Annotated in this window: 25 protein-coding genes and 1 pseudogene; 20 read left to right on the top strand and 6 right to left on the bottom strand. The window is 38.5% G+C overall.

The window, feature by feature from the left end:
- Nucleotides 1–342 (bottom strand): annotated as a pseudogene (locus tag PL9214_RS18270) (glycosyltransferase family 2 protein); the annotation flags it as partial.
- Nucleotides 343–691: 349 nt separating this feature from the next.
- Between PL9214_RS18270 and PL9214_RS18265 the strand changes: the two are divergent.
- A complete protein-coding gene (locus PL9214_RS18265; protein ID WP_072720205.1) occupies nt 692–1120 on the top strand; it encodes a hypothetical protein in 429 nt (142 codons plus the stop codon).
- 49 nt (nt 1121–1169) lie between these two features.
- Here PL9214_RS18265 and PL9214_RS18260 read toward each other — a convergent pair whose 3' ends face one another.
- On the bottom strand, nt 1170–2333 hold the full coding sequence (locus tag PL9214_RS18260) for an IscS subfamily cysteine desulfurase (RefSeq protein ID WP_072720204.1): 1164 nt from the start codon (nt 2331–2333) through the stop codon (nt 1170–1172).
- Nucleotides 2334–2486: 153 nt separating this feature from the next.
- On the opposite strand from PL9214_RS18260, the gene PL9214_RS18255 reads away from it, so the two are divergent.
- The 6 genes from PL9214_RS18255 to PL9214_RS18230 all read left to right on the top strand — a co-directional run bounded on the left by PL9214_RS18255 (nt 2487) and on the right by PL9214_RS18230 (nt 8383).
- Nucleotides 2487–3137, top strand: a complete 651-nt coding sequence (locus PL9214_RS18255; protein WP_072720203.1) for a DUF3386 domain-containing protein — start codon at nt 2487–2489, stop codon at nt 3135–3137.
- 113 nt (nt 3138–3250) lie between these two features.
- Entirely contained in the window at nt 3251–3490 is a 240-nt protein-coding gene (locus tag PL9214_RS18250) for a NifU family protein (protein ID WP_072720202.1), read from the top strand.
- A gap of 121 nt (nt 3491–3611) precedes the next feature.
- Complete coding sequence (locus PL9214_RS18245; protein WP_072720201.1) at nt 3612–5474, top strand: response regulator; 1863 nt, start codon at nt 3612–3614, stop codon at nt 5472–5474.
- Between the two features lie 83 nt (nt 5475–5557).
- Nucleotides 5558–7549, top strand: coding sequence for a PAS domain S-box protein (locus PL9214_RS18240; RefSeq protein WP_072720200.1), 1992 nt, complete (start codon nt 5558–5560; stop codon nt 7547–7549).
- A 51-nt stretch (nt 7550–7600) separates the two neighbouring features.
- Nucleotides 7601–7984, top strand: a complete 384-nt coding sequence (locus PL9214_RS18235; protein ID WP_072720199.1) for a response regulator — start codon at nt 7601–7603, stop codon at nt 7982–7984.
- A gap of 177 nt (nt 7985–8161) precedes the next feature.
- Complete coding sequence (locus PL9214_RS18230) at nt 8162–8383, top strand: hypothetical protein (RefSeq protein ID WP_072720198.1); 222 nt, start codon at nt 8162–8164, stop codon at nt 8381–8383.
- A gap of 157 nt (nt 8384–8540) precedes the next feature.
- Here the strand turns inward: PL9214_RS18230 and PL9214_RS18225 are convergent, their stop codons facing one another.
- The gene (locus PL9214_RS18225) at nt 8541–8684 is read right to left on the bottom strand and encodes a CAB/ELIP/HLIP family chlorophyll-binding protein (protein ID WP_072720197.1); all 144 of its coding nucleotides are present in this window, start codon (nt 8682–8684) and stop codon (nt 8541–8543) included.
- Between the two features lie 338 nt (nt 8685–9022).
- Entirely contained in the window at nt 9023–9286 is a 264-nt protein-coding gene (locus tag PL9214_RS18220; protein WP_072720196.1) for a hypothetical protein, read from the bottom strand.
- Between the two features lie 397 nt (nt 9287–9683).
- Between PL9214_RS18220 and PL9214_RS18215 the strand changes: the two genes are divergently transcribed.
- The 13 genes from PL9214_RS18215 (at nt 9684) to PL9214_RS32740 (ending at nt 21214) form a co-directional block, all read left to right on the top strand.
- Nucleotides 9684–10913 carry a molybdopterin molybdotransferase MoeA gene (locus tag PL9214_RS18215; RefSeq protein ID WP_072720195.1) on the top strand — a complete coding sequence of 410 codons (1230 nt, stop codon included), beginning with the start codon at nt 9684–9686 and terminating at the stop codon, nt 10911–10913.
- Between the two features lie 300 nt (nt 10914–11213).
- Nucleotides 11214–11516 (top strand): type II toxin-antitoxin system HigB family toxin, encoded by a 303-nt coding sequence (locus PL9214_RS18210; protein ID WP_072720194.1) that lies wholly within the window; start codon nt 11214–11216, stop codon nt 11514–11516.
- A 116-nt stretch (nt 11517–11632) separates the two neighbouring features.
- Nucleotides 11633–12031 carry a helix-turn-helix domain-containing protein gene (locus PL9214_RS18205; RefSeq protein WP_072720193.1) on the top strand — a complete coding sequence of 133 codons (399 nt, stop codon included), beginning with the start codon at nt 11633–11635 and terminating at the stop codon, nt 12029–12031.
- A 60-nt stretch (nt 12032–12091) separates the two neighbouring features.
- Nucleotides 12092–12310: a type II toxin-antitoxin system HicA family toxin gene (locus PL9214_RS18200; protein WP_072720192.1), complete on the top strand. Its 219-nt coding sequence runs from the start codon at nt 12092–12094 to the stop codon at nt 12308–12310.
- On the top strand, nt 12307–12516 hold the full coding sequence (locus tag PL9214_RS18195; RefSeq protein WP_072720191.1) for a type II toxin-antitoxin system HicB family antitoxin: 210 nt from the start codon (nt 12307–12309) through the stop codon (nt 12514–12516). The genes PL9214_RS18200 and PL9214_RS18195 overlap by 4 nt, the downstream gene beginning before the upstream one ends.
- 152 nt (nt 12517–12668) lie before the next feature.
- Complete coding sequence (bchI, locus tag PL9214_RS18190; RefSeq protein WP_072720190.1) at nt 12669–13760, top strand: magnesium chelatase ATPase subunit I; 1092 nt, start codon at nt 12669–12671, stop codon at nt 13758–13760.
- A gap of 132 nt (nt 13761–13892) precedes the next feature.
- Nucleotides 13893–14414 (top strand): crossover junction endodeoxyribonuclease RuvC, encoded by a 522-nt coding sequence (gene ruvC / locus PL9214_RS18185; RefSeq protein WP_072720189.1) that lies wholly within the window; start codon nt 13893–13895, stop codon nt 14412–14414.
- Nucleotides 14415–14431: 17 nt separating this feature from the next.
- A complete protein-coding gene (locus PL9214_RS18180) occupies nt 14432–14806 on the top strand; it encodes a hypothetical protein (protein WP_072720188.1) in 375 nt (124 codons plus the stop codon).
- Nucleotides 14807–15027: 221 nt separating this feature from the next.
- The gene (locus PL9214_RS18175) at nt 15028–16287 is read left to right on the top strand and encodes an aspartate aminotransferase family protein (RefSeq protein ID WP_072720187.1); all 1260 of its coding nucleotides are present in this window, start codon (nt 15028–15030) and stop codon (nt 16285–16287) included.
- 318 nt (nt 16288–16605) lie between these two features.
- Nucleotides 16606–18708, top strand: a complete 2103-nt coding sequence (locus PL9214_RS18170; RefSeq protein WP_222425251.1) for an adenylate/guanylate cyclase domain-containing protein — start codon at nt 16606–16608, stop codon at nt 18706–18708.
- Nucleotides 18709–18783: 75 nt separating this feature from the next.
- Nucleotides 18784–20229, top strand: coding sequence for a mechanosensitive ion channel family protein (locus tag PL9214_RS18165; RefSeq protein ID WP_072720185.1), 1446 nt, complete (start codon nt 18784–18786; stop codon nt 20227–20229).
- Between the two features lie 160 nt (nt 20230–20389).
- Nucleotides 20390–21034 (top strand): Uma2 family endonuclease, encoded by a 645-nt coding sequence (locus PL9214_RS18160; protein WP_072720184.1) that lies wholly within the window; start codon nt 20390–20392, stop codon nt 21032–21034.
- A gap of 51 nt (nt 21035–21085) precedes the next feature.
- Nucleotides 21086–21214 carry a hypothetical protein gene (locus tag PL9214_RS32740; RefSeq protein ID WP_281250341.1) on the top strand — a complete coding sequence of 43 codons (129 nt, stop codon included), beginning with the start codon at nt 21086–21088 and terminating at the stop codon, nt 21212–21214.
- Nucleotides 21215–21302: 88 nt separating this feature from the next.
- On the opposite strand, the gene PL9214_RS18155 is transcribed toward PL9214_RS32740, so the two are convergent.
- Both PL9214_RS18155 and PL9214_RS18150 read right to left on the bottom strand, forming a co-directional pair.
- Nucleotides 21303–21800: a hypothetical protein gene (locus PL9214_RS18155; protein ID WP_072720183.1), complete on the bottom strand. Its 498-nt coding sequence runs from the start codon at nt 21798–21800 to the stop codon at nt 21303–21305.
- A gap of 17 nt (nt 21801–21817) precedes the next feature.
- Complete coding sequence (locus PL9214_RS18150) at nt 21818–22948, bottom strand: CAAD domain-containing protein (protein WP_072720182.1); 1131 nt, start codon at nt 22946–22948, stop codon at nt 21818–21820.
- Nucleotides 22949–22958: the final 10 nt, after the last annotated feature.

Raw genomic sequence — 22958 nt, 5'->3', positions numbered from 1 at the left:
TTATTTCAACTCCTGATAAGCAGCAAAAACCGCTTTCACATTATACCAATTCAAAAATATCCTGGCTATTTCTAGTGCTAACTGTGATTTTCCTTGGTTAATTAAATTTTGTAAAAATCCTGCCATTGTTTTTTCATTTAAACGTCCTCCAAAAGACAATAAACCCCATAATATTTGATGTAATAGAGTCATTTGAATCATCATTTTAACTTCAAAAGAAGGATGTTTTTTATAAAACAAAACCCCCATTTTTCCCCGTTGAATTTCTCGATCTATTAATTTTGGTAATTGCTCTAAACTAAAAGCTGGATGCCAATGATATCCTACAGCATCAGGGCATTTTNAGGGGACAAGGGGACAAGGGGACAAGGGGACAAGGGGACAAGGGGACAAGGGGACAAGGGGACAAGGGGACAAGGGGATGAGGGGAGAGAGGGGAGTTAAGGATTTTATCAAGAAACTTTAACAGGTACTTGAGGAGTTTAAAAATTTCTGTAACAATAAATACAGAAGAAAAGTATTTATAGGGGTATTCCATGCTCATCAACTCTAATCAGAAGAGGAGGGGAAGATCAGGGAATCAATACCTTTTTGTTTAGTATCAGTACGAGGGAAACAGGCTTGATACTCACTTCCAGAGGGATCGGGATTGTGCGTGGTGTCTGAACCCTCTTAAGGTGGAGTGTCTTGTATGAAAACTCAATGGCAAATTTATCGGCAATTAGAACTTATCCCGGATACGGTTTTATTACCTTCACCCGATAAAGGAACATCAGCGTTCTATAAAGGTGAATTATGGAGAGGATTGGTCAATTCCTGGAGTAAAAATTTATCCGAAACGCAAAAAGTTTCCCATCTCAACATCTGTTTTCAGCTTGATTATTGTGACCCGTATTTAACAGAAAAATTTAATTTTTTTCAAACGATTTGGCAGTTTTTAAATCAACCGATTAATCTTTCTGAGCTTTTCCATCCTTCATCAGAACCGTATGTTTGGACAAGTTCTAATCCTTTGGGTGACATTCAATGGCATATTTATGATCCCAAAAGTGGACAAACCTATGATTTAAACTCGGAGGAAGAAGTTTTAGGTTGGTTAGAACAACGGGGGTCTAATTAGCAGAAGAGGAGATTTTGATTGTTGACACTTAACAGTTAACAGCTAATCCCTAACGAGATTTAATTCTTCTTAAAGATTGAATGGTATTAACAGTATAATCTGCAACTTGATGGATTTCTGATTCTGTTGTGAACCGACCTAAACCAAAACGAATTGAAGCATAAGCTAACTGATCACTATGACCTAATGCTTTTAAAACGTGAGACGGTTCAATTTTTGTGGAGGTACAAGCGGAACCAGAAGAAACTGCCATAATCGATTGTAATCCTAATAGTAAAGCTTGACCATCAACTCCCTCAACACTAATATTTAAATTTCCGGCTAACCGTTGGGTGGGATGACCGTTTAAATAAATTCCGTCTAGGGTTGATAATTTTTTACAAAGGATTTCTCGCAATAGAATTAACCGTTGATTTTCTGATCTGATTTGGGATAAAGCGAGTTCAATGGCTTTAGCAAAACCGACAATTTGAGGGGTAGATAAGGTTCCTGAGCGCATTCCTCGTTCATGTCCGCCACCATGAAGTTGAGCCGCTAATTTAACCCTCGGATGGCGACGACGAACATACAACGCTCCGATGCCTTTTGGCCCATAAATTTTATGGGCGGTTAAAGACATTAAATCCAGATTCATCTGTTGAACATCCAGAGGAATTTTACCAACAGCTTGAGCACCGTCTGTATGAAATAAAATTCCCTGGGTATGGCAAATTTCTCCGATTTCTGCTAAGGGTTGCAATACCCCAATTTCGTTATTAGCTGCCATGATTGAAACTAATATTGTATCGGGACGAATAGCGGTTTTGAGTTCGGCTATATCCACGATACCATCAGGTTTTACAGGAAGATAAGTAATTTCAAATCCTAAAGTTTCTAAATAATGGCAAGGATCAAGAATTGCGTTATGTTCAGTGAGAGTAGTAATAATATGTCTGCCTTGATTAAAATAAGCTTCAGCCACCCCTTTTAAAGCTAAATTATTCGATTCTGTTGCGCCACTGGTAAAAACAATTTCTTCAGGAGTTGCATGAATCGCTTGGGCAATTATTTCTCTGGCTTGCTTAATGGCAGCTTCTGCTTCCCAACCGTAAATATGATTAATACTGGCAGCGTTGCCAAAGTATTCAGTAAAATAGGGAAGCATAGCATCTAAAACTTGAGGATCAATCGGAGTTGTAGCGTTACAATCCAGATAAATTGGACGTTGAGACATAGCAGTTTTCAAGAATAAGGGAAAGGTTTTAAGTCTCTATTTTTTTAATTCAGTTTAACATGAATTTTTAATCGATTTTCGTTTTTGCTAAACCCATAAACCGCTTAATATTCTATAATAGAGTATAAAGTGCTATTCCTCGCTAACAATTCTATGACGGAACCACAAAACGCTTTAGATCTGTTTCGGACTGCCTACGAACATCGTTATACTTGGGATGCTAACTTCCCCGGTTATCGTGCTGATATTGAACTTAAACAGGGAGATGAAGTCTACACGGGTCAGATTCAGATTCACCCCGACTTAAGTGTAGAAGTCACTGGAATTGAAGACGAAGATGTCAAACAAAGTGTCTATACCCAACTGCGAGATGTGATTACCCATCGCAAGCGAACTTCCTTTGAACAAGCTCATGGAAAGAATAAATTTAGTTTAGGGAAAACCGACGAAACCGGGGCGGTAGAAATTCTTGTTGAAGGCGATGCAATGGGTTCAAACTATTCAGTTCGCGGTCATGAAATTTCTAGGGTTAGCCGTGTTATGGGTCGGATGGCATTTGTGATTAATACCCATGAAAGTTTAGACACTGGAGAAGGTTACATCGCCCATCGTTATAGTGCCATATTCCGTAACCCTCAAACTCAAGAAATCCTGCGAGAACTGGAGTTTGAAGATAGCTTTGAGAAAGTGGGTAACTATTACATTATGACTCGCCAAATCGTTCATTCCCAAGAAGTGGGTCAGCCACTCACAACGGAGTTTAACTATTCCCAGGTGAAACTACTGGAACCCGTTGGAGTTTAATACCCGGAAGTGATCGATCCTCGGTGATGAATTTATCGTTTCGATTCCCTACAAAGAACGCTAGGATTATATTATCCAACAGCTATTTCTGCACGATTAACTAAAGGTAAACCATGACAACATTAGCACTCACTGAAGATAACGTAGAGACGGTTTTAGACGAATTACGCCCTTATCTGATGGCGGATGGGGGAAATGTGGAAATCGTTGACATCGATGGCCCGATTGTTCAACTTCGACTACAAGGCGCCTGTGGGTCTTGTCCCAGTTCGACTATGACCTTGAAAATGGGAATTGAACGACGTTTACGCGAAAGAATTCCTGAAATTGCTGAAGTTGTAGCCGTTCCTTAAGAGTTACATCCCTAACTTCATGTTCAAAGTTCCAGAGTTAACCATTCTGAACTTTGAACGAACTTTAACTTTATAGAACCCTAGATTTTCTGCTCCTTATCCCCTAGCCTATGCCCTTTCCATGCGTGTTTTATTAGTAGAAGATGATCCTAATCTAGCTGAGACTTTGGTGGAAGCTTTAGTTCACCAATCTTACACTGTGGATGTGGTCATGGATGGAATTTCAGGTTGGGAACAAGCCCAAAAATCAAGTTATGATTTAATGATTTTAGATGTGGGATTACCTCAGTTAGATGGAATTAGTTTGTGTCAAAAATTGCGATCGCAAAATATTACCACTCCCATCCTGCTGTTAACGGCTTATCACCATCGAGAAGATAAAGTCAAAGGCTTTGATGCTGGGGCGGATGATTATGTCGTTAAACCCTTTGATATTCAAGAATTATCCGCTAGAATTCGAGCCATATTACGCCGAAGACAACAAACCCCAACCGCTATTTTACAATGGGAAAAACTTCGTCTAAACGTGAATACCTGTGAAGTAACTTATAAAGATAATCCCTTGAATTTAACCCCAAAAGAATATGGATTATTAGAGCTATTTTTAAAACATCATCAACGGGTTTTCAGTTTAAATATTATTATAGAAAAACTTTGGGATTTAGAAGAAACGCCCACCGAAAATACAGTTCGGGCGCATATTAAAGGATTAAGAAATAAATTAAAAAGTGCAGGCGCACCCGGAAATTTGATTGAAACCGTTTATGGTTTAGGATATCGTCTCAAACAAGAGTCTCCTCCGCAACCCGAACCGAAAAAAAATAGTACAAAACAAGCTCAAAATCAACCTAAATTTAATCAAGCCCTTGTTCAAATTTGGGAACGATATCGAGGTAAAATTTGCGATCGCATTACCATTTTAGAACAATTTTCTCTCGCAGCCCAACAAGAAAAAACCGATCCCAATCTGCAACAACAAGCCCAACAAGAAGCCCATAAACTAGCCGGATCTTTAGGAACCTTTGGTTTAGGACGAGGTTCGGTTTTAGCCAGGGAAATTGAACAATTATGTCAATATAAAACCTTGAGTTCTGAACAAATCCCCCATTTTAGGCAATTAGTTTTTAAACTGCGACATGAAGTTGAAAATAATGCTCCCCATTCTCCGCCTCCAACCCCAGCAACGCCTCAACCTTCCCCGATCAAATCCAGTCATCAAGTGTGGATTTTAAGTCAAGATCAATCCTTAATTCATTCTATACAAACGGCTAGTTTTCACTTGGGAATTGAAACCCAAATTCTCACGGCTCAATCCTTAATTACCACCCTCAAAACCTCATCTCAAGAAAAGCAACATCCCCCCATCGTGTTTTTAGATTTTGATTTTTATTATTCCTATGAGTTACTCATCCAACTGACCCAAGAAACCCCCTCTATTCCCGTGATTGTTTTAACAGAACAAAAGAATTTTAGTCAACGGGTTAAAGTCGCTCAATCTGGGGGAAAAGCCTTTTTACAAAAACCTGTAACTTCAGAACAAATCATTAAAGTGATGATGGATGTTCTTCGTCAAAGCTGTACCTTAAATGCTAAAGTTTTAATTGTTGATGATGATTCCCAGATTTTAGAGACTTTTCAACTCCTCCTTGAACCCTGGGGAATTCAAACCGTTACCGTTGAAGATCCGCGACATTTTTGGGAAATTCTGGAAGCCACTACCCCCGATTTATTAATATTAGATATTGAAATGCCTTATTTAGATGGAATTGAACTTTGTCAGGTTGTTCGTGCTGATCCGCGTTGGAAAAGTTTACCCGTAATTTTTCTCACAGCCCATACTAATGGAGAAATTAAACATCAAGTGTTTATGGTCGGTGCGGATGATTATTTAACCAAAACCACCGAAGCGTCTATTCTAGTCAATCGAATTTTAAACCGACTAAGGCGAACTCAAAGCTTACGAGAAGCCTCCACAAAATTTTAATTGTTTCTAGCTCATTAAATCAGCATTTTCTGAATCATTGTTGAGTTATTAAGTTTTACAAAACTATTATAATATTTATCAAAATGATTAATAACAATTCTCAAACCGAAACTCAATTTATTGCTTCCTTGCAAGCCGTTAATCAACGATTAATTGAAGAAATTCAAGAGCGTCAACGAGTTGAAGAAGCCTTGCGAGAAAGCTCAGAACGCTTGAAAACGTTAATTAATGCCATGCCGGATTTAGTCTGTTTTAAAGATGGTTCAGGGCGTTGGTTAGAAGCGAATCAAGCCATGTTAGACGTGTTTCAACTCAATGCCTTAGATTATCAAGGAAAATCCGATATACAATTAGCGGAATTAGTTGAACAGGTGCAAGGAACAAGCCTTTATCGAGATGCCTTAATAGCCTGTCAAGAATCCGATGAAGAAGCTTGGAAGAAAAAAGAGTTGTCTCAACAGGAAGAAATTATTCCAAAACCGGATGGAACCTGGCAAATTTTTGATGTGATTAAAATTCCTTTATTTAATCCCAATGGAGAGCGAAAGGGATTAGTGATTTTAGGACGAAATATTACGGAACAGAAACAAACGGAAATTACTTATAAACGGTTAGCAGCCATTGTAGAATCCTCAGAAGATGCTATTATTGGCAAAACAATAGAAGGAAAAATTATTAGTTGGAATCAAGGGGCTGAACAAATTTATGGATATTCTGAAGCGGAAGTTAAAGGTCATTCATTGGGTTTATTAACTTTACCTGAACGGTCTAATGAAGTGCCTCAAATTCTAGCGAGTATTCAATCAGGAGGCAGTATTGATCATTATGAAACGGTTCATATTCGCCAAGATGGACAGCATATAGATGTTTCTTTAACGATTTCTCCGATTAAAGATAATCAAGGAAATATTATGGGAATTTCTACGATTTCCCGTGATATTAGTTATCAGAAAAGAATTGAAAAAACCTTAGAACAACTGCGTCATCAAAATGAATTAATTTTAGATTCAGCCGGAGAAGGAATTTGTGGGTTAAATCGAGAAGGAAAAATTACCTTTGTGAATCCGGCAGCAGCTAGAATGACGGGATATACAGTGAGAGAACTGTTAATGACTGATTGGCAAAAAATCACTCAAGGAAAACCCTTTCAGACCGCTCCCTCAGAACTGAGTTCTAAAATTTTTTCTACCTTACAAGATGGTCGAGTTCGTCATATCACCAATGAAGTTTTTTGGTGTCAGGATGGAACCTCTTTTCCCGTTGAATATGTTAGCACTCCGATTAAAAATCAAGGAGAAATTATTGGGGCTGTGGTAACCTTTAAAGATATTACGGAACGGCAAGCGATGGAGAAAATGAAAGATGAATTTATCTCCGTTGTCAGTCATGAACTTCGTACTCCTTTAACCTCAATTCATGGTGCTTTAGGATTATTAGCCAGTGGATTATTAGATAGCCAACCGGAACGCGCGAAACGAATGTTTGATATTGCCGTTACAAATACAACCCGCTTAGTTCGTTTAATTAATGATATTCTCGATTTAGAACGGATGCAAACGGGACAAATTACCCTCGATAAAAAAGTCTGTAATTTAGCAGATTTAATGCTGCAAGCGACGAATGAAATGATGGGAATGGCAGAAAAAGCAGGGGTAAATGTATTAGTCCAACCCCTAGGAGTACGTTTATGGGCTGCACCAGATCGGATTATTCAAATCTTAACAAATTTATTAAGTAATGCCATTCGATTTTCTAATGTTGATAGCTATGTTTGGTTTAATGCTACCTTAAATCACTCAAACCTCTCCCGTTCTTCTCAGGAAGTTTTAATTGCCGTTCAAGACCAAGGACGGGGTATTCCGGCTGATAAACTGGAAACAATTTTTGGTCGTTTTCAACAGGTAGATGCGTCCGACTCGCGCCAAAAGGGAGGAACTGGACTAGGACTTGCCATTTGTCGTACTATTGTGCAGCAACATGGGGGACACATCTGGGCTGAAAGCACCTTGGGTAAAGGAAGTACATTTTTTGTGCGTTTACCAGTTTTGGGGGAAGGAGAAGACCCTCATGCCTGACCCGTTAAAATTAAGTGAATATTAACTTTTGCTCTTTCCACGATTTATCCCATGACCCCAAAACATATTTTACTGATTGACGATGAAGATGATATTCGAGAAATTGCCCAACTGAGTTTAGAAATGCTCGGAGGTTGGGTGGTTCTTTTAGCAAATTCAGGACGTCAAGGCATTCAACAAGCTCAAACCCACCAACCCGATGCCATTCTTTTGGATGTGATGATGCCCGAATTAGATGGGTTAGCCACGTTTCAGCAGTTACAAGCTAACCCCGTAACTCAGGAAATTCCTGTTATTTTACTGACCGCTAAAGTTCAATCTGCTGACCAACGCAAGTTCAAGGAATTAGGGGTCAGTGGTTTAATTACGAAACCCTTTGAACCTTTGGCTTTGGCAGAACAGGTGGCTAAAATTTTAGGATGGACTCTGAATTAAAGATTTTCTACCTGATTTTTTCGGAAAACTATTAACTTTTGTAACAAAACACAAACTTCTATCACTATTTTAATTTCCTTCACAAGATCTTCATGTTTTACTTTTATCTTTAATAGTGTAGTCCACCTGGTACTTCTAACAGGAGACTATATGCAACTCACCTAGGAGGTGAAGACCATGCCCTCAGTCTATCTTATGCTTCTGACCTTTGCTTTAAGTTCCATCTGGGTTTATACACAAACCTCTAACGATATCCCTTTTGTCTTAGCGGGAGTTAGTGGGCTTGTCTGCTTAATTTGGGGTTTTGCCTTTGCACATTGGAGCATTCAGCTACTAATTGTACTGGGGTTGTGGCGCTTGTACAAATTTTATATGCCGGAAGAAATTAACTTGGGTTAATTTTGATTCCGTTTGTAAACTATTAATCTATTGTCAATAACAAAAATCCCCCAAACACTACATATTTGAGGGATTCTTGCTTTTTAGAGAATTTTTACCTCAAGGATTCTGAAATTCATCCCAGAACCTTTGAGTATTGTAAAAAAAATTAGAAGAATTACATTAAGCCGAGTTGAGATAGAATTCCTTGGCCTGTCATTAATTCCGTTGCTAAACCAATGGCGAACCCTAACATGGCTAAACGGCCATTCCAAGTTTCTGCGAAGTTTGTAAACCCAAACTTGGTGTCTTTGCTTTCCATAATCAATAACTCTCCTGTTTGCTTGAGTCAACTACATAAAAGTTAACATAACCTCAGCAATTTTGCAACGTTTCTTTAAGAAAGCTTGACAAATCCCAAAATATTTGAAGGAAAGTAGGGGATGAGGGGACAGGGGGACAAGGGGACAGGGGGACAGGGGGACAGGGGATTAGGGGATTAGGGATTGGTTTCTATGGTTAAAACAGAATGAATTGTATCGGATGTTATAAATAGAAAACGAGATATTATGAAGCGACACATAGAAGAATTTGCCAGGTTTTTTCAGGTTTCTGTGGCAGTGTTTTTCCCTGGAAATTCAATTCGGAATCTGGGTTGATTTAAAATTTACAGGCTGAAAGATAAGTTTCGACATAACGCCAATGATCATCTCCATAACTTTCTTTTAAGAGATTGATCGTTTCAGTACCAATCACTAATTCTCCTTCATGAGTATAGGAAATTTCATGATTGGTTTGAGTCTCTTCATCCCCTAAAAGATGCTTAAGCGTACTGAGCGTATGGGCAAAACTTGCCAACACATAATGCTCTGTAATCCAATCTTGCGGATCAGGAATGATACTTTTGCTACGGTTTGGTTTCATAGGAGTTACATTAAAGCGAGGGAGTTTATAAATTTTTATTGTAAAACTCAGAAGTTGGCTTTATGTATTCGCTGTTCACCTGAGATTGGTCTAATTATGATAGATATTGTAATTAATTTCAGTGATATTTAGCGGGCAAGAACGATGATCAATTTCGTGTATTTTTGTGATCTGTGTCACGGAAAAGGTGAAGCAGAGGGGGGTTTACTGTTGATAATTGACGGTGTAGAGACACGCCATCGCCCGTTTCTACTGGATGTTGACGGTTGAAGATGATCCATCTCCTCATCCCCTTTCTCCTCTTCCTGGGCGTAAATTCTCTTATAATAGGATAATATTCAGAGTTATAGCAATAAAATCCTTTAAAATATTGCCTTAATCATCGGGAGAAAACAGAATGTTACCTGTAGACCAAGCGGAATCAATTCTATTAAATTTAGTACATCCTCTAAATGGTGAATCTGATCAAGAAGTTGTAGGTTTATTAACTGCTTCTGGACGAGTTTTAGCTCAACCTTTAGTTAGTCAATTAGATTTTCCCCATTGGGATAATTCTGCAATGGATGGGTATGCAGTTCGATATGAAGATGTGGTGAATGCTTCGATAGATCATCCTCAAGAATTAGAAATTATTGAAGAAATTCCAGCCGGATATGCTCCCCAATGTACCATCCAAACCGGACAAGCAGCGCGAATTTTTACAGGAGCTTGTTTACCTAAAGGTGCGGATACGATTGTGATTCAAGAAGACACAGAACGCCTGGGAAATCGAGTTAAAATTTTATCGACTCCAGAACCCCATGCCTTTATCCGCTATCAAGGATCATATTATAAAGCTGGGGAACCTTTGTTAATCCCTGGAATTCCCTTAGAAGCACCAGAAATTGCAGTATTAGCAGCGGCTCAATGTACCCATATTCCTGTTTATAGAAGGTTACGGGTGGCGTTATTATCAACGGGGGATGAATTAGTTACTCCAGATGAACCGTTGAAGCGAGGACAGTTGGTAGATTCTAATCAGTATGCGTTAGCAACGGTGGTGGCAAATTTAGGGGCTGAACCCATTTCTTTTGGAATTATTCCTGATCAACGAGAGGTGTTAAAAAATGCGATCGCTCACGCCATAGAAAAAGCCGATATTGTATTATCAACGGGGGGAGTTTCGGTTGGAGATTATGATTATGTTGAGGAAATTTTAACCGAATTAGGCGGAACTATTCATATCCAAGCCGTAGCAATTAAACCCGGAAAACCTTTAACCGTTGCGAGTTTTCCCCATTGTTTATATTTTGGTTTACCTGGAAATCCGGTTTCAGCGTTAGTTACATTTTGGCGATTTGTGCAACCTGTCATCAAGAAAAAATCGGGATTATTACCGAAATTTTGGCAGCCTGAATTTGTGAAAGCGCGATCGCTTCAAAATTTAAAAGGGGGAGGGAAACGAGAAATTTATTTCTGGGGTCAATTACAATTAGTCAAGGGTGAATATGAATTTCAATTAGCACCGGGAAGTCAGATTTCAGGTAATTTAATTAATCTAGCTCAAACAACGGGGTTAGCGGTTTTACCTATTGGTCAATCTGAAGTTAAAGCGGGTGATTTTGTTCAGGTGTTGAAAGTTCGGTAATTTTTGGATAGGGCTTAAACGTTAACACTAATCTCTCAAGTTTGTAACTTTTAGTAAAGGAAACTTGACAGATATCTAAAAGCCTGGTAAATCGCCTTTTGCCAATCACTTCTATAGGGTGCGTAAGCAATGTGCAGGGACTCTACAAGGTTAAAATCTTTGTCCGTCAAGGTTTTTGGTGTTTTCTGAAACCACTTCAAGATCAAGGTTGCAAATTTATTCGCATTTTGCTAAGATAAATTTGTTGAGTTACTGATGAGGGTTTTACTATGGAAACATTTTTTTTAACCTTAATAGAATATGCACATTATTTCAAAATCAAAACTTAAACCGTTTTGGACAAAATACCCTAAAGCTGAAGTTTCTTTAAAAAGTTGGTACAAAATTACTGAAAAAGCTGAGTGGAAAACGACTGCTGATGTGCGTTTAACATTCAGAACTGTAGATTTTGTAGGTAACTTTACGGTTTTTGATATTGGGGGAAATAACTATCGGTTAATTGCTTATATAGATTATGAATATAGGAAAGTCTTTATTCGTCAGATTCTCACTCATGAAGAATATGATAAAGGCAAATGGCAACAAGATCAATGGTATCAGTAAGCTGAAATTCTCATTCAAAAGTATATTTTGTTGATGTTAACCACTGATTCGGTAATAGAAATAAGGCAAACTCAGCCCTACTTCTATCAAAATTTCAAATTTCCACTTGTTTAAAAATGCTAATTTATAATGATTATATTAAATTGCTTGCAAATTTTCCTCCGCGTCCCATAACGTCTGAGGAAGAATTAGAATTGACTCAAACTGTTATCGATCAATTATTAGATAAAGGGAAACTTACTCAAGATGAGAAAGATTATTTGAATGTCTTAGGTGCTTTAGTTTATGAATATGAACAACAACAAGAGCCCATTCCTGATATTTATGGGGTAGAATTGCTCAAAAGTTTAATTGAAGATAATGGTTTACGCCAAAAAGATTTGGTTTCAATTTTTAAAACTGAATCTATTGTATCCGATGTTTTAAATGGAAAACGAGAACTCACGAGACGACATATTGAAGAATTGGCTGAATTTTTTCATGTTTCTCCGGCTGTTTTCTTCCCTAGAAATTAAATTAGGAAGTAGATGAAAATTTTAGGTTAAGGAAATTGTCTTAAGGAGGAAAATGAATTCGTGCCCAAGAAAATTCGAGAATTAAAGGCTATGCTACTCAAAGCAGGATTTTTATATCGTTCCGGTAAAGGGAGTCATACCGTATGGAATCATTCTTTATTGGAATATAGTCTAACCCTTTCTGGTAAAGATGGCAGTGATGCAGATCCTTATCAAGAACGAGACGTTAGAAATGCACTTAGAGATTTAAAACGGTTACAACAGGAGGATGAACAATGAACTCTCAATATAGTATTTTAATTCAATGGTCAGAAGCAGATCAAAAATATGTAGTGAGTTTACCTGAATTTGGGCCTTATGCTCATACTCACGGGGAAACCTATGAAGAAGCTTTAAAAAGTGGTCAGGAAGTATTAGAACTTTTAATTGAAGATTATCAGGCGAGAGGAAAAGAACTTCCGAAGCCTTTGACAATTCAAGTCTAGTAGATATTCATAGAGATGTTTAAGCATTTTTAAAAAGATGAAATAGAAATGAAATAATTTTTAATGACTGAAGTTTGACTGATAACTGAATCCATTGTCCCCTGAATGTGCAAAAATAAATTACGGTAATATTTAGAAATTGAGAGTAAACTGTGAGTTCAACTGTCGTCACCCCAAATTTAACACCAACAACGGTCAACCTGGCTCGTCGCCCTGTTTTTCCCTTCACCGCAATTGTCGGCCAGGAAGAAATGAAACTGGCTCTAATTTTAAATATTATCGATCCCAAGATCGGTGGTGTGATGATTATGGGCGATCGCGGGACGGGAAAATCAACGACTATCCGCGCTTTAGCCGACTTACTCCCCGAAATTGAAGTTATTGCAGATGACCCGTTTAATAGCCATCCCACCGATGCAGAATTGATGAGTGATAACGTCCGGGAACGCCTGAGTCAGCATCAGGATGTTCCGGTATCCCGTAAAAAAGTCCCCATGGTGGATCTGCCGTTGGGGGCTACAGAGGATCGGGTTTGCGGTACGATTGATATTGAAAAAGCGTTATCGGAAGGGGTAAAAGCTTTTGAACCGGGACTTTTAGCCAAAGCTAACCGGGGTATTTTATATGTGGATGAAGTCAACCTCCTCGATGATCACTTGGTTGATGTGTTATTAGACTCGGCGGCAAGTGGCTGGAATACCGTTGAACGGGAGGGAATTTCCATCCGTCACCCCGCACGGTTTGTGTTAGTGGGTTCTGGAAACCCGGAAGAAGGGGAATTAAGACCCCAATTATTAGATCGGTTTGGAATGCACGCCGAAATTAGAACGGTAAAAGAGCCGAATTTGCGGGTTAAAATTGTTGAAGAACGGACTTCTTTTGATCAAAATCCTGAAGTTTTTTTACAAAATCATCTTAACGATCAACACCAATTACAACATAAAATTGTAGAGGCTCAAACCCTTCTTCCTTCTGTGCAAATTGATTATGATTTACGGGTCAAAATTTCCCAAGTTTGTTCAGAATTAGATGTAGATGGCTTACGGGGAGATATTGTTACAAACCGGGCTGCAAAAGCTTTAGCCGCCTTTGAAGGACGTACAGAAGTCACCCTAGATGATATTCAACGGGTAATTACCTTATGTTTACGTCACCGTTTGCGGAAAGATCCTTTAGAAACGATTGATTCTGGTTTTAAAGTGCAGAAGGTTTTCCGTCAAGTGTTTGGTTTACCGGAAGAATAATAATCAGTTATCAGTTATCAGTTATCAGTTATCAGTTATCAGTGTAAGAGTTATAGCAGTAGCTAGGACAATTAGGATATTAATGATGGCTGTGTTCCTGAATCGTTCAGTGTCCTATTGTTGTCTCGCTTTATGAAAAAAGTAATTTTAGGGTTTGATCCGGGTTTGGCAATATTAGGATTTGGGGCAATTGAATGTCAAATTAATGATAAAACTCAGGAACAAGAAGCGGTTTCTTTAATTGATTTTGGGGTAATAAAAACACCCGCAAAAACTGAATTAGGGAAACGGTTATGTATTATTTATGATGATGTAAATCAGTTATTAATCCACATTAAACCGGATTTAGCCATTGTTGAAAAGCTGTTTTTTTATCGCATGGCAAATACTATTGCTGTTGCTCAAGCAAAAGGAGTGTTATTATTAGTCTTAGCTCAACATCAGATTCCCTTAGTTGAGTTTACTCCGGGTCAAGTTAAACAAGCTTTAACGGGCTATGGAAATGCGGATAAATATCAGGTTCAGCAAGCAGTTGCGCGAGAACTGAATTTAACAGAAATTCCTAGACCTGATGATGCTGCTGATGCTTTAGCCGTTGCCCTAACCGCTTGGTTTGATCCTGATATCATGTTTCAGTACCAATTAAGTTCCTGAAGTTTAACGAGTTAGTTATGATTATTCTAACGTCTCAAGAAATTGCTCAATTTCGCTCACAACTGGCTGAATATTCCGTTGCTTTAGAAGCTTTAGATCGAATTGAAGATTGTGAAGGAGATCTCGAAGATGCGGCTATAGAAATGGCAATTCATGTTGGGCAATTACCCGATACTTCGGAAAATTGGTTAGATGGGTTAGCGAAACGATATCGCGTGAGTTTGTGTAATAAAGACCTCCGAGAAGAATTAATTCAAGGCAATATTAAAGCGATGGTAGAAGCTTTAATTGCAGAAAATCAATGTCCTGCCTTATTAATTACTCCCGTTGTTCTTTATGCGGTAAAATCGGGAATTAATGAATTTTGTGAACCCTTAGAATATAAATTGTAATATCCCAGGGTGACGAGATGGCAACGTCCGCACCCTATTGCGTCTCAAATTAAGGATATTAACTCCAAATTAGGAGAGTCTATTCTCCTATTTAAGGCGAACGGGCAAAAAATATTAATAAACCCTGACGAAGTTAGATATTGGCTAACACAATAACCCCGAAACGGGAAATTTTAGCCTAAAATTGAGAATCAAACACCAACCGAATTCAGGAGTGATTTGTGAGTCCAGAAACCTTAGTGAAAGAACCCCCTGTTACCAATCATTTTAGTATTGATGACTTTAATTCTCATGTCATGAATACTTACGCCCGTTTCCCCATTGCATTAGAGCGGGGAGAAGGGTGTCGGGTTTGGGATACACAGGGTAAAGAATACTTAGATTTTGTCGCCGGAATTGCAACTTGTACCCTAGGACACGCCCATCCTGCGTTAATTGAAGCGGTGACAAAGCAAATTAAAACTTTGCACCATGTTTCTAATTTATATTATGTTCCCGTGCAAGGAGAATTAGCCAAATGGTTAACAAATCATTCTTGTGCAGATAAAGCTTTTTTCTGTAATTCTGGGGCGGAAGCAAACGAAGGTGCGATTAAATTAGCCCGGAAATATGCTCATGAAAAACTCAATATTGAAGACCCGGTTATTTTAACAGCCCATGCGAGTTTTCATGGTCGGACTTTAGCTACAATTACGGCGACCGGACAACCGAAATATCAAAAAGGTTTTAGTCCGTTAGTACCGGGATTTGTTTATATTCCTTATAATGATATTGAAGCTTTAGAAGCGACAATTTCTGAAGTTGATAAAGACGGACGACGGGTTGCCGCAATTATGTTAGAAGCACTGCAAGGAGAAGGCGGCGTGCGTCCTGGGGATATTGAATATTTCCAAAAAATTCGTCAAATTTGTGATGATAAAGGCATCCTTTTAATCTTAGATGAAGTCCAAGTTGGCATGGGTCGCAGTGGTAAATTATGGGGTTATGAAAACTTAGGAATTGAACCCGATATTTTCACCTCAGCCAAGGGTTTAGGAGGTGGAATTCCCATTGGGGCGATGATGTGTAAAGCATTCTGTGATGTGTTTGAACCCGGAAGTCATGCGTCTACCTTTGGCGGAAATCCTTTTGTTTGTGGGGTGGCGTTGGCAGTTTGTCAAACCTTAGAACGAGAAAATATTCTGGAAAATGTACAAAAACGAGGTGAACAACTTCGCAGCAAATTAACAGAAATTGCTCAAAAATATCCTAATTTAATTGCGGAAGTGCGAGGATGGGGTTTAATTAATGGTTTGGAATTAAAAGAAGATGTGGAATTAACGTCTCCAGAAGTCGTAAAAGTGGTAATGGAAGCGGGATTATTATTAGTTCCGGCTGGCCCGAAAGTGTTACGATTTGTTCCCCCATTAATTGTGACGGAGGAGGAAGTCAATACAGCCTTAAAAGCAGTTGAAAATGCTTTAGAACAGTTAACAGTTTAATTTTATAGATTCCCTATTCTTCTTTCTGGAAGAGAAAGAAGGTAGGGATAATCAGATAATTTTTGATTTCCTATTTAATCATTTATTAGCTTTTTAATCAGATAGCGATACGGAGAAATAGAATCATCTGATTTCTTCTCTAATTGTAGCTTGTGCTGCTGATAATTTAAAAAAAAACAATAATAATAGGTCAGCTTTGATTAAGACATATTGTGTTCTGAAATCTTAGGTTATACTCCATTGATGGAGGTAAACTCTATCTTGACTTTTTTAATTATGCGATCGCTTACCTCTGTCAGTATCAAATCCAAATTGATCATGATGCTGCTAGCCGTCAGCAGTTGTTCAATTTTAGTCACTGCTTATTTAGGGTATCGGAGTGGAAAATTAAATCTCACACACCGAGTTTTTAATCAGTTAACGAGTGTTCGCGCGTCCAAAGCTTACCAAATTGAATCCTACTTTAAAAATATTCGCAATCATACCCAAACTTTGAGCGAAGATCCAGCAATCATTACAGCTATGCAAGAATTTGCAACGGCTTATCCTCAACTCCAAACTATTAATATTTCCCAGAGTTTTGACCCCAAATTAATCACTTACTACCGTGACAAATTTCTTCCCCGCCTCACCCAAACTGAAGAAGGTTCACCGATTTTAGAATCCTATCTACCCAAAACAATCGCTTCGCGCTATTTACAATATTATTATATCGCTGATAATCCCCATCCAGTGAGTAAAAAAGATGCCTTAGATTATGCCAAAGATGGAAGCCAATATAGCAAAATTCATGCTCGCTATCACCCTATTTTTCGCAATATTATTCAGAAGTTTGGTTATTACGATATGTTCCTGATTGATCCCCAAGGAAATATCGTTTATACCGTTTTTAAAGAAACCGACTTTACAACTAATTTAGAAAACGGCCCCTATCAAAATAGTAATCTCGCTGATCTATTTCAGAAGGTAAAAGAATCACAATCAAGAGATTATGCCACAATCATTGATTTTCAAGCTTATGCTCCTTCCTATGGTGCTCCAGCAGCATTTATCGCGGCTCCTATTTTGAATCAATCTGAGCTAATTGGGGTATTAGCTTTTCAACTTCCGGTTAATGAAATTAATAATGTGATGACGGGTAATCAGCATTGGGAAAGCGATGGTTTAGGTCAAACAGGGGAAACCTATTTAGTCGGACGAGATACCTTAATGCGTTCCATTTCAAGGTTTTTAGTACAAGATCCAAAAGGCTATGCTAAAGCGTTGAGATCATTAGGAATGAGTGAGACAGAAATCAACCGAATTAATCAATATGGTACGTCTATTTTACAACAATATGTAAGAACAGAAGCCGTTGCGGATGCGTTAAATGGTAAGCAAGGAACTCGAATTATTAGAGACTATCGAAACATTCCGGTTTTGAGTTCCTTTGCACCCCTTCGCATTGATGGATTAGACTGGGTAATTTTATCAGAAATAGATATATCAGAAGCGTATGCTCCGATTTATTCTTTTCGGAATCAAATTCTAATTTCAGCGACATTACTCATGTTATTAGTAACATTAATTGCAATGGTTTTAGCCAATTTATTTGTGAACCCGATCAATCAACTGATTAAGGGAACCCGCAAAATTTCCGCAGGACAACTTGATGCGATCGTACCTTTAGAAACAGAAGATGAATTTGGAGAATTAGCAAAATCCTTCAATCAAATTGTACGGAATCTACAGGCTCAAACCTTACTGGTAGAACAAAAAAATCAAGAAAATGAAGAATTATTGTTAAGTATTTTTCCTACTTCAGTCGCAAAACGGTTTCAACGGGGAAACAAAGAGATGGCTGAAGATGTATCAAATGTTGCTGTTTTGTTCTCCGATTTAACCGGATTTTCTAAACTATCTAGCTCCTTAAGTGCTAATGAATCCGTCGCTATTTTAAATGATTTATTCACTGCATTTGATGAAGTTGCTGAACGATATGGGATGGAAAAAATTAAAACAATTGGAGATAGTTATCTAGCCGTTTGTGGACTTTCAATTCCTTATCTGGATCACGATAAACGCGCCCTTGATGTTGCTTTAGAAATTTTGATTATTGTGCGTCGATTTAGCCATGAACGGGGATTATCCTTGAATATTTCAATTGGTATTAACGCTGGAGATATTATTGCGGGAATTGTGGGTCGAAATCGCTGTATTTTTGATGTTTGGGGTGATACAATCAACCGGGCTACAGCCCTCAAAAATGCCTGTCCACCCGGAAGAATTTTAGTATCTCAGACCGTTTATCGTCGGCTTCAGGATCTGTATCAGTTTGAGCCTATCTCTGAGCCAGAAGTAACGGGTAAACCTAAATTGAATGGGTGGTTATTGAAAAATAAACACTCAGCCATAGAAGTTGAGGGTTTAGGAATTTTATAAATAAGATGATACGCTATTACAAATTTAAACTTATATCTATTTCCTATCCCATAACTGATATCAATTAACTTTACAATGATTCAAAGTAATTTATTTATTTGGTCAATCATCCTTACTGTAGGGTTTCCTTTTTTAATCATCGTTTTAGGAGAAATAATTCATCGTCTTAAAAGACGGGGTAAACCTCTAGCAACAACGTTACAGGTAGTCAGAAATTTAGTCTTACCTGTGCTGGTGTTCATGCTGTTTATGCAGTATGTTCTCAAACTTGATCCTAATAGCAATTTAATCAAAACAGTTCAAACGTTGTTATGGGTTTTTGTGATTCATGCTGCACTTTCTCTACTGAATGTTATCTTGTTTGAACAAGCAGAAGCTGATACTTGGCGGGCGAGATTTCCTAAACTTCTGATTGATCTTTCTCGACTATTTTTGATTTTGGTAGGAACTGCGATCGCGTTATCAAGTGTTTGGAATGCGGATCTGGCAGGTTTAGCAACCGCATTGGGGGTGAGTTCCATCGTCATTGCTTTAGCCCTTCAAGATACATTGGGCAGTATTATGTCAGGAATTGCACTGTTATTTGAGCGTCCATTTACCGTTGGAGATTGGTTAAAAGTAGGAGATACGGTCGGACAAGTTATTGATATTAATTGGCGTGCAGTTCGCCTACAAACCTTTGATCGGGAAATGATTGTAATTCCCCATAAAGTGATTAGTGGAGAAACCATTCATAACTTTAGCCAACCCTTACGCCTTCATGCAGAACGCATTCAAATTGGATTTTCCTATAATGATCCACCCAATTTAGCCAAACAAGTTTTAAAAAGTACAGCCCTTTCAACTCAGGGAATTTTAAGCGAACCCGAACCACAGATTTTTACCCTTTGTTATGATGATTCTAGTGTAACTTATGAAGTGAAATTTTTTATTGAAAACTATAGCGAATTGGAAAAAATTCGAGATCGGTTTATGACTCGAATTTGGTATGCAGCCCAACGCAATAACTTAAAAATTCCTTTTCCAATTCGGACGTTATATCATGTTCGTGGCTCGAATTCTCCAGCAGAAGATCCTTCTAAAAAATTTGCTGAAACCCTACAATCAATTCCGGTATTTGTCCCCCTAAAAAAAGAACAAACTAACCTAGATAATCTGTCTCAAGGGGTTATGCTTCATCACTTTGGTACAGGAGAAAAAGTAATTCAGCAAGGCTATCCAGGTAATGATCTCTATATTATTATTTCAGGAAAAGCCCTTTTAACAACCCCGGATGCGTGGGGAACTGAATGCGAAGTATTGTCACTGAAAGCAGGAGAATTTTTTGGGGAAATGGCTCTTTTTTCCGGTGAACCTAGTACAGTTTCTGTAACGGCTATTGAAGATTTAGAAGTGATGATTATTCCTTCGACTGTTGTTAATCAAATGATTGAACGTCAACCGAGTTTTGCGCGTGAGATTGGTCAAATTTTAGAAGTTCGGAGAAAGGCAATTCAGGTAGTAAAACAGTCCGGTTTTTAATTGCAGGAAGGCTAAATTTTATTCATGATCTGTTAGAATAGGAATAAAAATGGTGTTGATAACCTCGGAGATAAAATAAGCGTTATCACGTCCTTAAAATTTCTGCCATTGCCAAACCCCTGATTTGAGGTTATCCTAAATAGATGGAGGTAAACCCACAATGACTACATCTACTTTATTTTTACCGGAACAACGTACCCTGTTAAAACAGGTAAGTTGGAAAACGTTTATCAATTTATTAACCGATTTAGGAAATAATCGCTCGGCTCGGTTATATTATGATCAGGGAGTATTAGAAATTATGACCCCATTAGGAGAACATGAAAATAATAATCGGTTTATTGATGATTTAATTCGGGCTATAGCTGATGAATTAAACCTAAATCTTAAAAAAATGGGTTCTTTAACATTAAAAAGAGAAGAAGTCTTAAAAGGTGCAGAACCGGATTCTTGTTATTATTTAGAAAATGAATCGTTAGTTAGAAATCAACAGAATATTGATTTAGTATCAGACCCACCCCCTGATTTAGTTTTAGAAATTGATATCACCAGCAGTTCTTTAGATAAACGTCCGATTTATGCAGCCTTTGGAGTTCCTGAACTGTGGCGTTATAATGGCAGAAAACTAGAAGTTTTTATTTTAGATAAAACGACTCAATCTTATCAGCAAGTCACTCAAAGTTTACATTTTCCCTGGCTACCTTTAGAAATCATTCCTCAATATATTCGTCAAAGTTTAATCGATGGAGAAACTGCAACGTTAAAAGCCTTTAGAAGTTTTGTTAGACAGTTCATTCCTTGTTGAATAAATGATGACTACGTTATAATAAAAAGTTAAATATTTTGGATTATAGCCATGAATAATCCTCTCGACAATGGCGACGATCATAACCTGGATTCTATCTTTAATAATTTAATACAATCTTTAGGAATTGACCCCCATCAACAACAGATTTCCTGTTATGCCAGATTAGACAATGAGTGAATTACCGATTATCCAGAAGACCTATGATTTAATTAAATGGTATGTACCTACCGAGAAATCGTTAGAGTGACAAGGGTTTAAGCCGACACTATTGTTTATCTGTAATTGAAATCACATAGGGGTGATAGGTATTGGGTTTATAAGATCCCACCCAAATTTCATATTTTCCCGATAACCATTGACCTTCAATACTAGGATTAATATCTTTAGAATCATCGCTACACCAACTTCCTCCAGGCCCGCGAATGACTAAAACCGTATCTTCACTACTTTGGACTTGGAGTTTTAAATAATCAAAAAAACTGGTTAAAATTAAAGTGTGATCGGGTTGTTGATCCACATAACCCTGACAAGTTCCGGTTTGAGTGTCTTCTCGTCCGGCGATATCTTTTGCTAAAGCTGGCCCTCCACTCAATCCTCGAATTAGCATCGGGTCAGGGCTAAACTGAGGAGTTAGGGTAATGTTTTCAAACATCGGGGTGGATGCGGCGTTAAACGGTTGAGCTTGAACTGTACGAGGCAGTAATACCCCAACCGTCATCATCACAACGCCCAATGCTAAGTGTTTTAGAGTTGCATTAGTCATTGTTGGAACTGTTTTATTTATGATTTTTTACCCAGAATTTCTTCTTTGAGGGTATTAAAATCGGTGCTGAGTTCCTTACGAGTCTCTGCTTTCAGGAGATAACGATAAATAAACCAAGCTGAATATCCCAAACCAACGGTTTCAAACGTGGGTTTAATTAGAGGAATTTCATTAATAATTTCCACTAATCCCGTTAAAATTTTAAAGGTAACTAAGAGGGCAATTAATAAACCCACAGTGGTTAAAGGACGCTTGTATTCCTTAAAGAAACCTCCTAAATTTTCGGGAAGTTGAGATAAAAACGCGAGAATTTCTTCTTTCATAGGTTGTATAGATTGGTTAACAGAATCATAAGAGAATGAAGTTGGAGAATCAATAACCACCTCAACTTTAGTGGCAGGGGTTGTCACGGGTTCAGCATTGAATAAAACCTCCGTTGCTGAAGTATTAGCCCATTGCGGTTGAGGTTCAGCAAGTTCTGGTTCAACGATAGGAGGCAACTCTTCGAGAACTTGTTCTACTATCGCTTGATCCGTCACAGGTTCCGGTGTCGGTTCAATGACTGGAGGTAACTCTTCAATAACCTGTTCCACGACTGTTTCATCAGTTACAGGCTCCTCGACGACAGGTTCCGGCGTGGGTTCTTCCACTGCTACAGGCTCCTCAACGACAGGTTCCGGTGTGGGTTCTTCCACTGCTACAGGCTCCTCAACGATAGGTTCCGGCGTAGGTTCGTCTACAAGCGGTAACTCTTCGAGAACCTGTTCCACTATCGCTTGATCAGTTATAGGTTCTAATGTGGGTTCTTCCACCGGATGTTCGGTGGCTACGGGTTCCGGTGTCGGTTCTTCCACAACCGGATGTTCGGTGGCTACAGGTTCCGATGTCGGTTCTTCCACCGGGGGTAACTCTTCAAGCACCTGCTCTACAATTGCTTCATCCGTGATGGGTTCTGCTGGGGTGACAGACTCCTCAACGGGAGTTTCAGCAACCGGAGGTTCTGAAGATGGGGATAGGGGGGAATTAGCTCCCGTTTCTGCTTCAGATGCTTGGGCGGGTGTTGAATTCACGGTAGGCTTAGGTTTTTTAGATTGGGAAGAATTGCCTTTAGCATCGGATGATTTGCGAGATCTGGGAGAATTTGCCATGATATCTGCC

Source organism: Planktothrix tepida PCC 9214 (genome assembly GCF_900009145.1).
Lineage (GTDB): Bacteria > Cyanobacteriota > Cyanobacteriia > Cyanobacteriales > Microcoleaceae > Planktothrix > Planktothrix tepida.
This window is presented reverse-complemented; position numbering and strand designations above follow the sequence as displayed.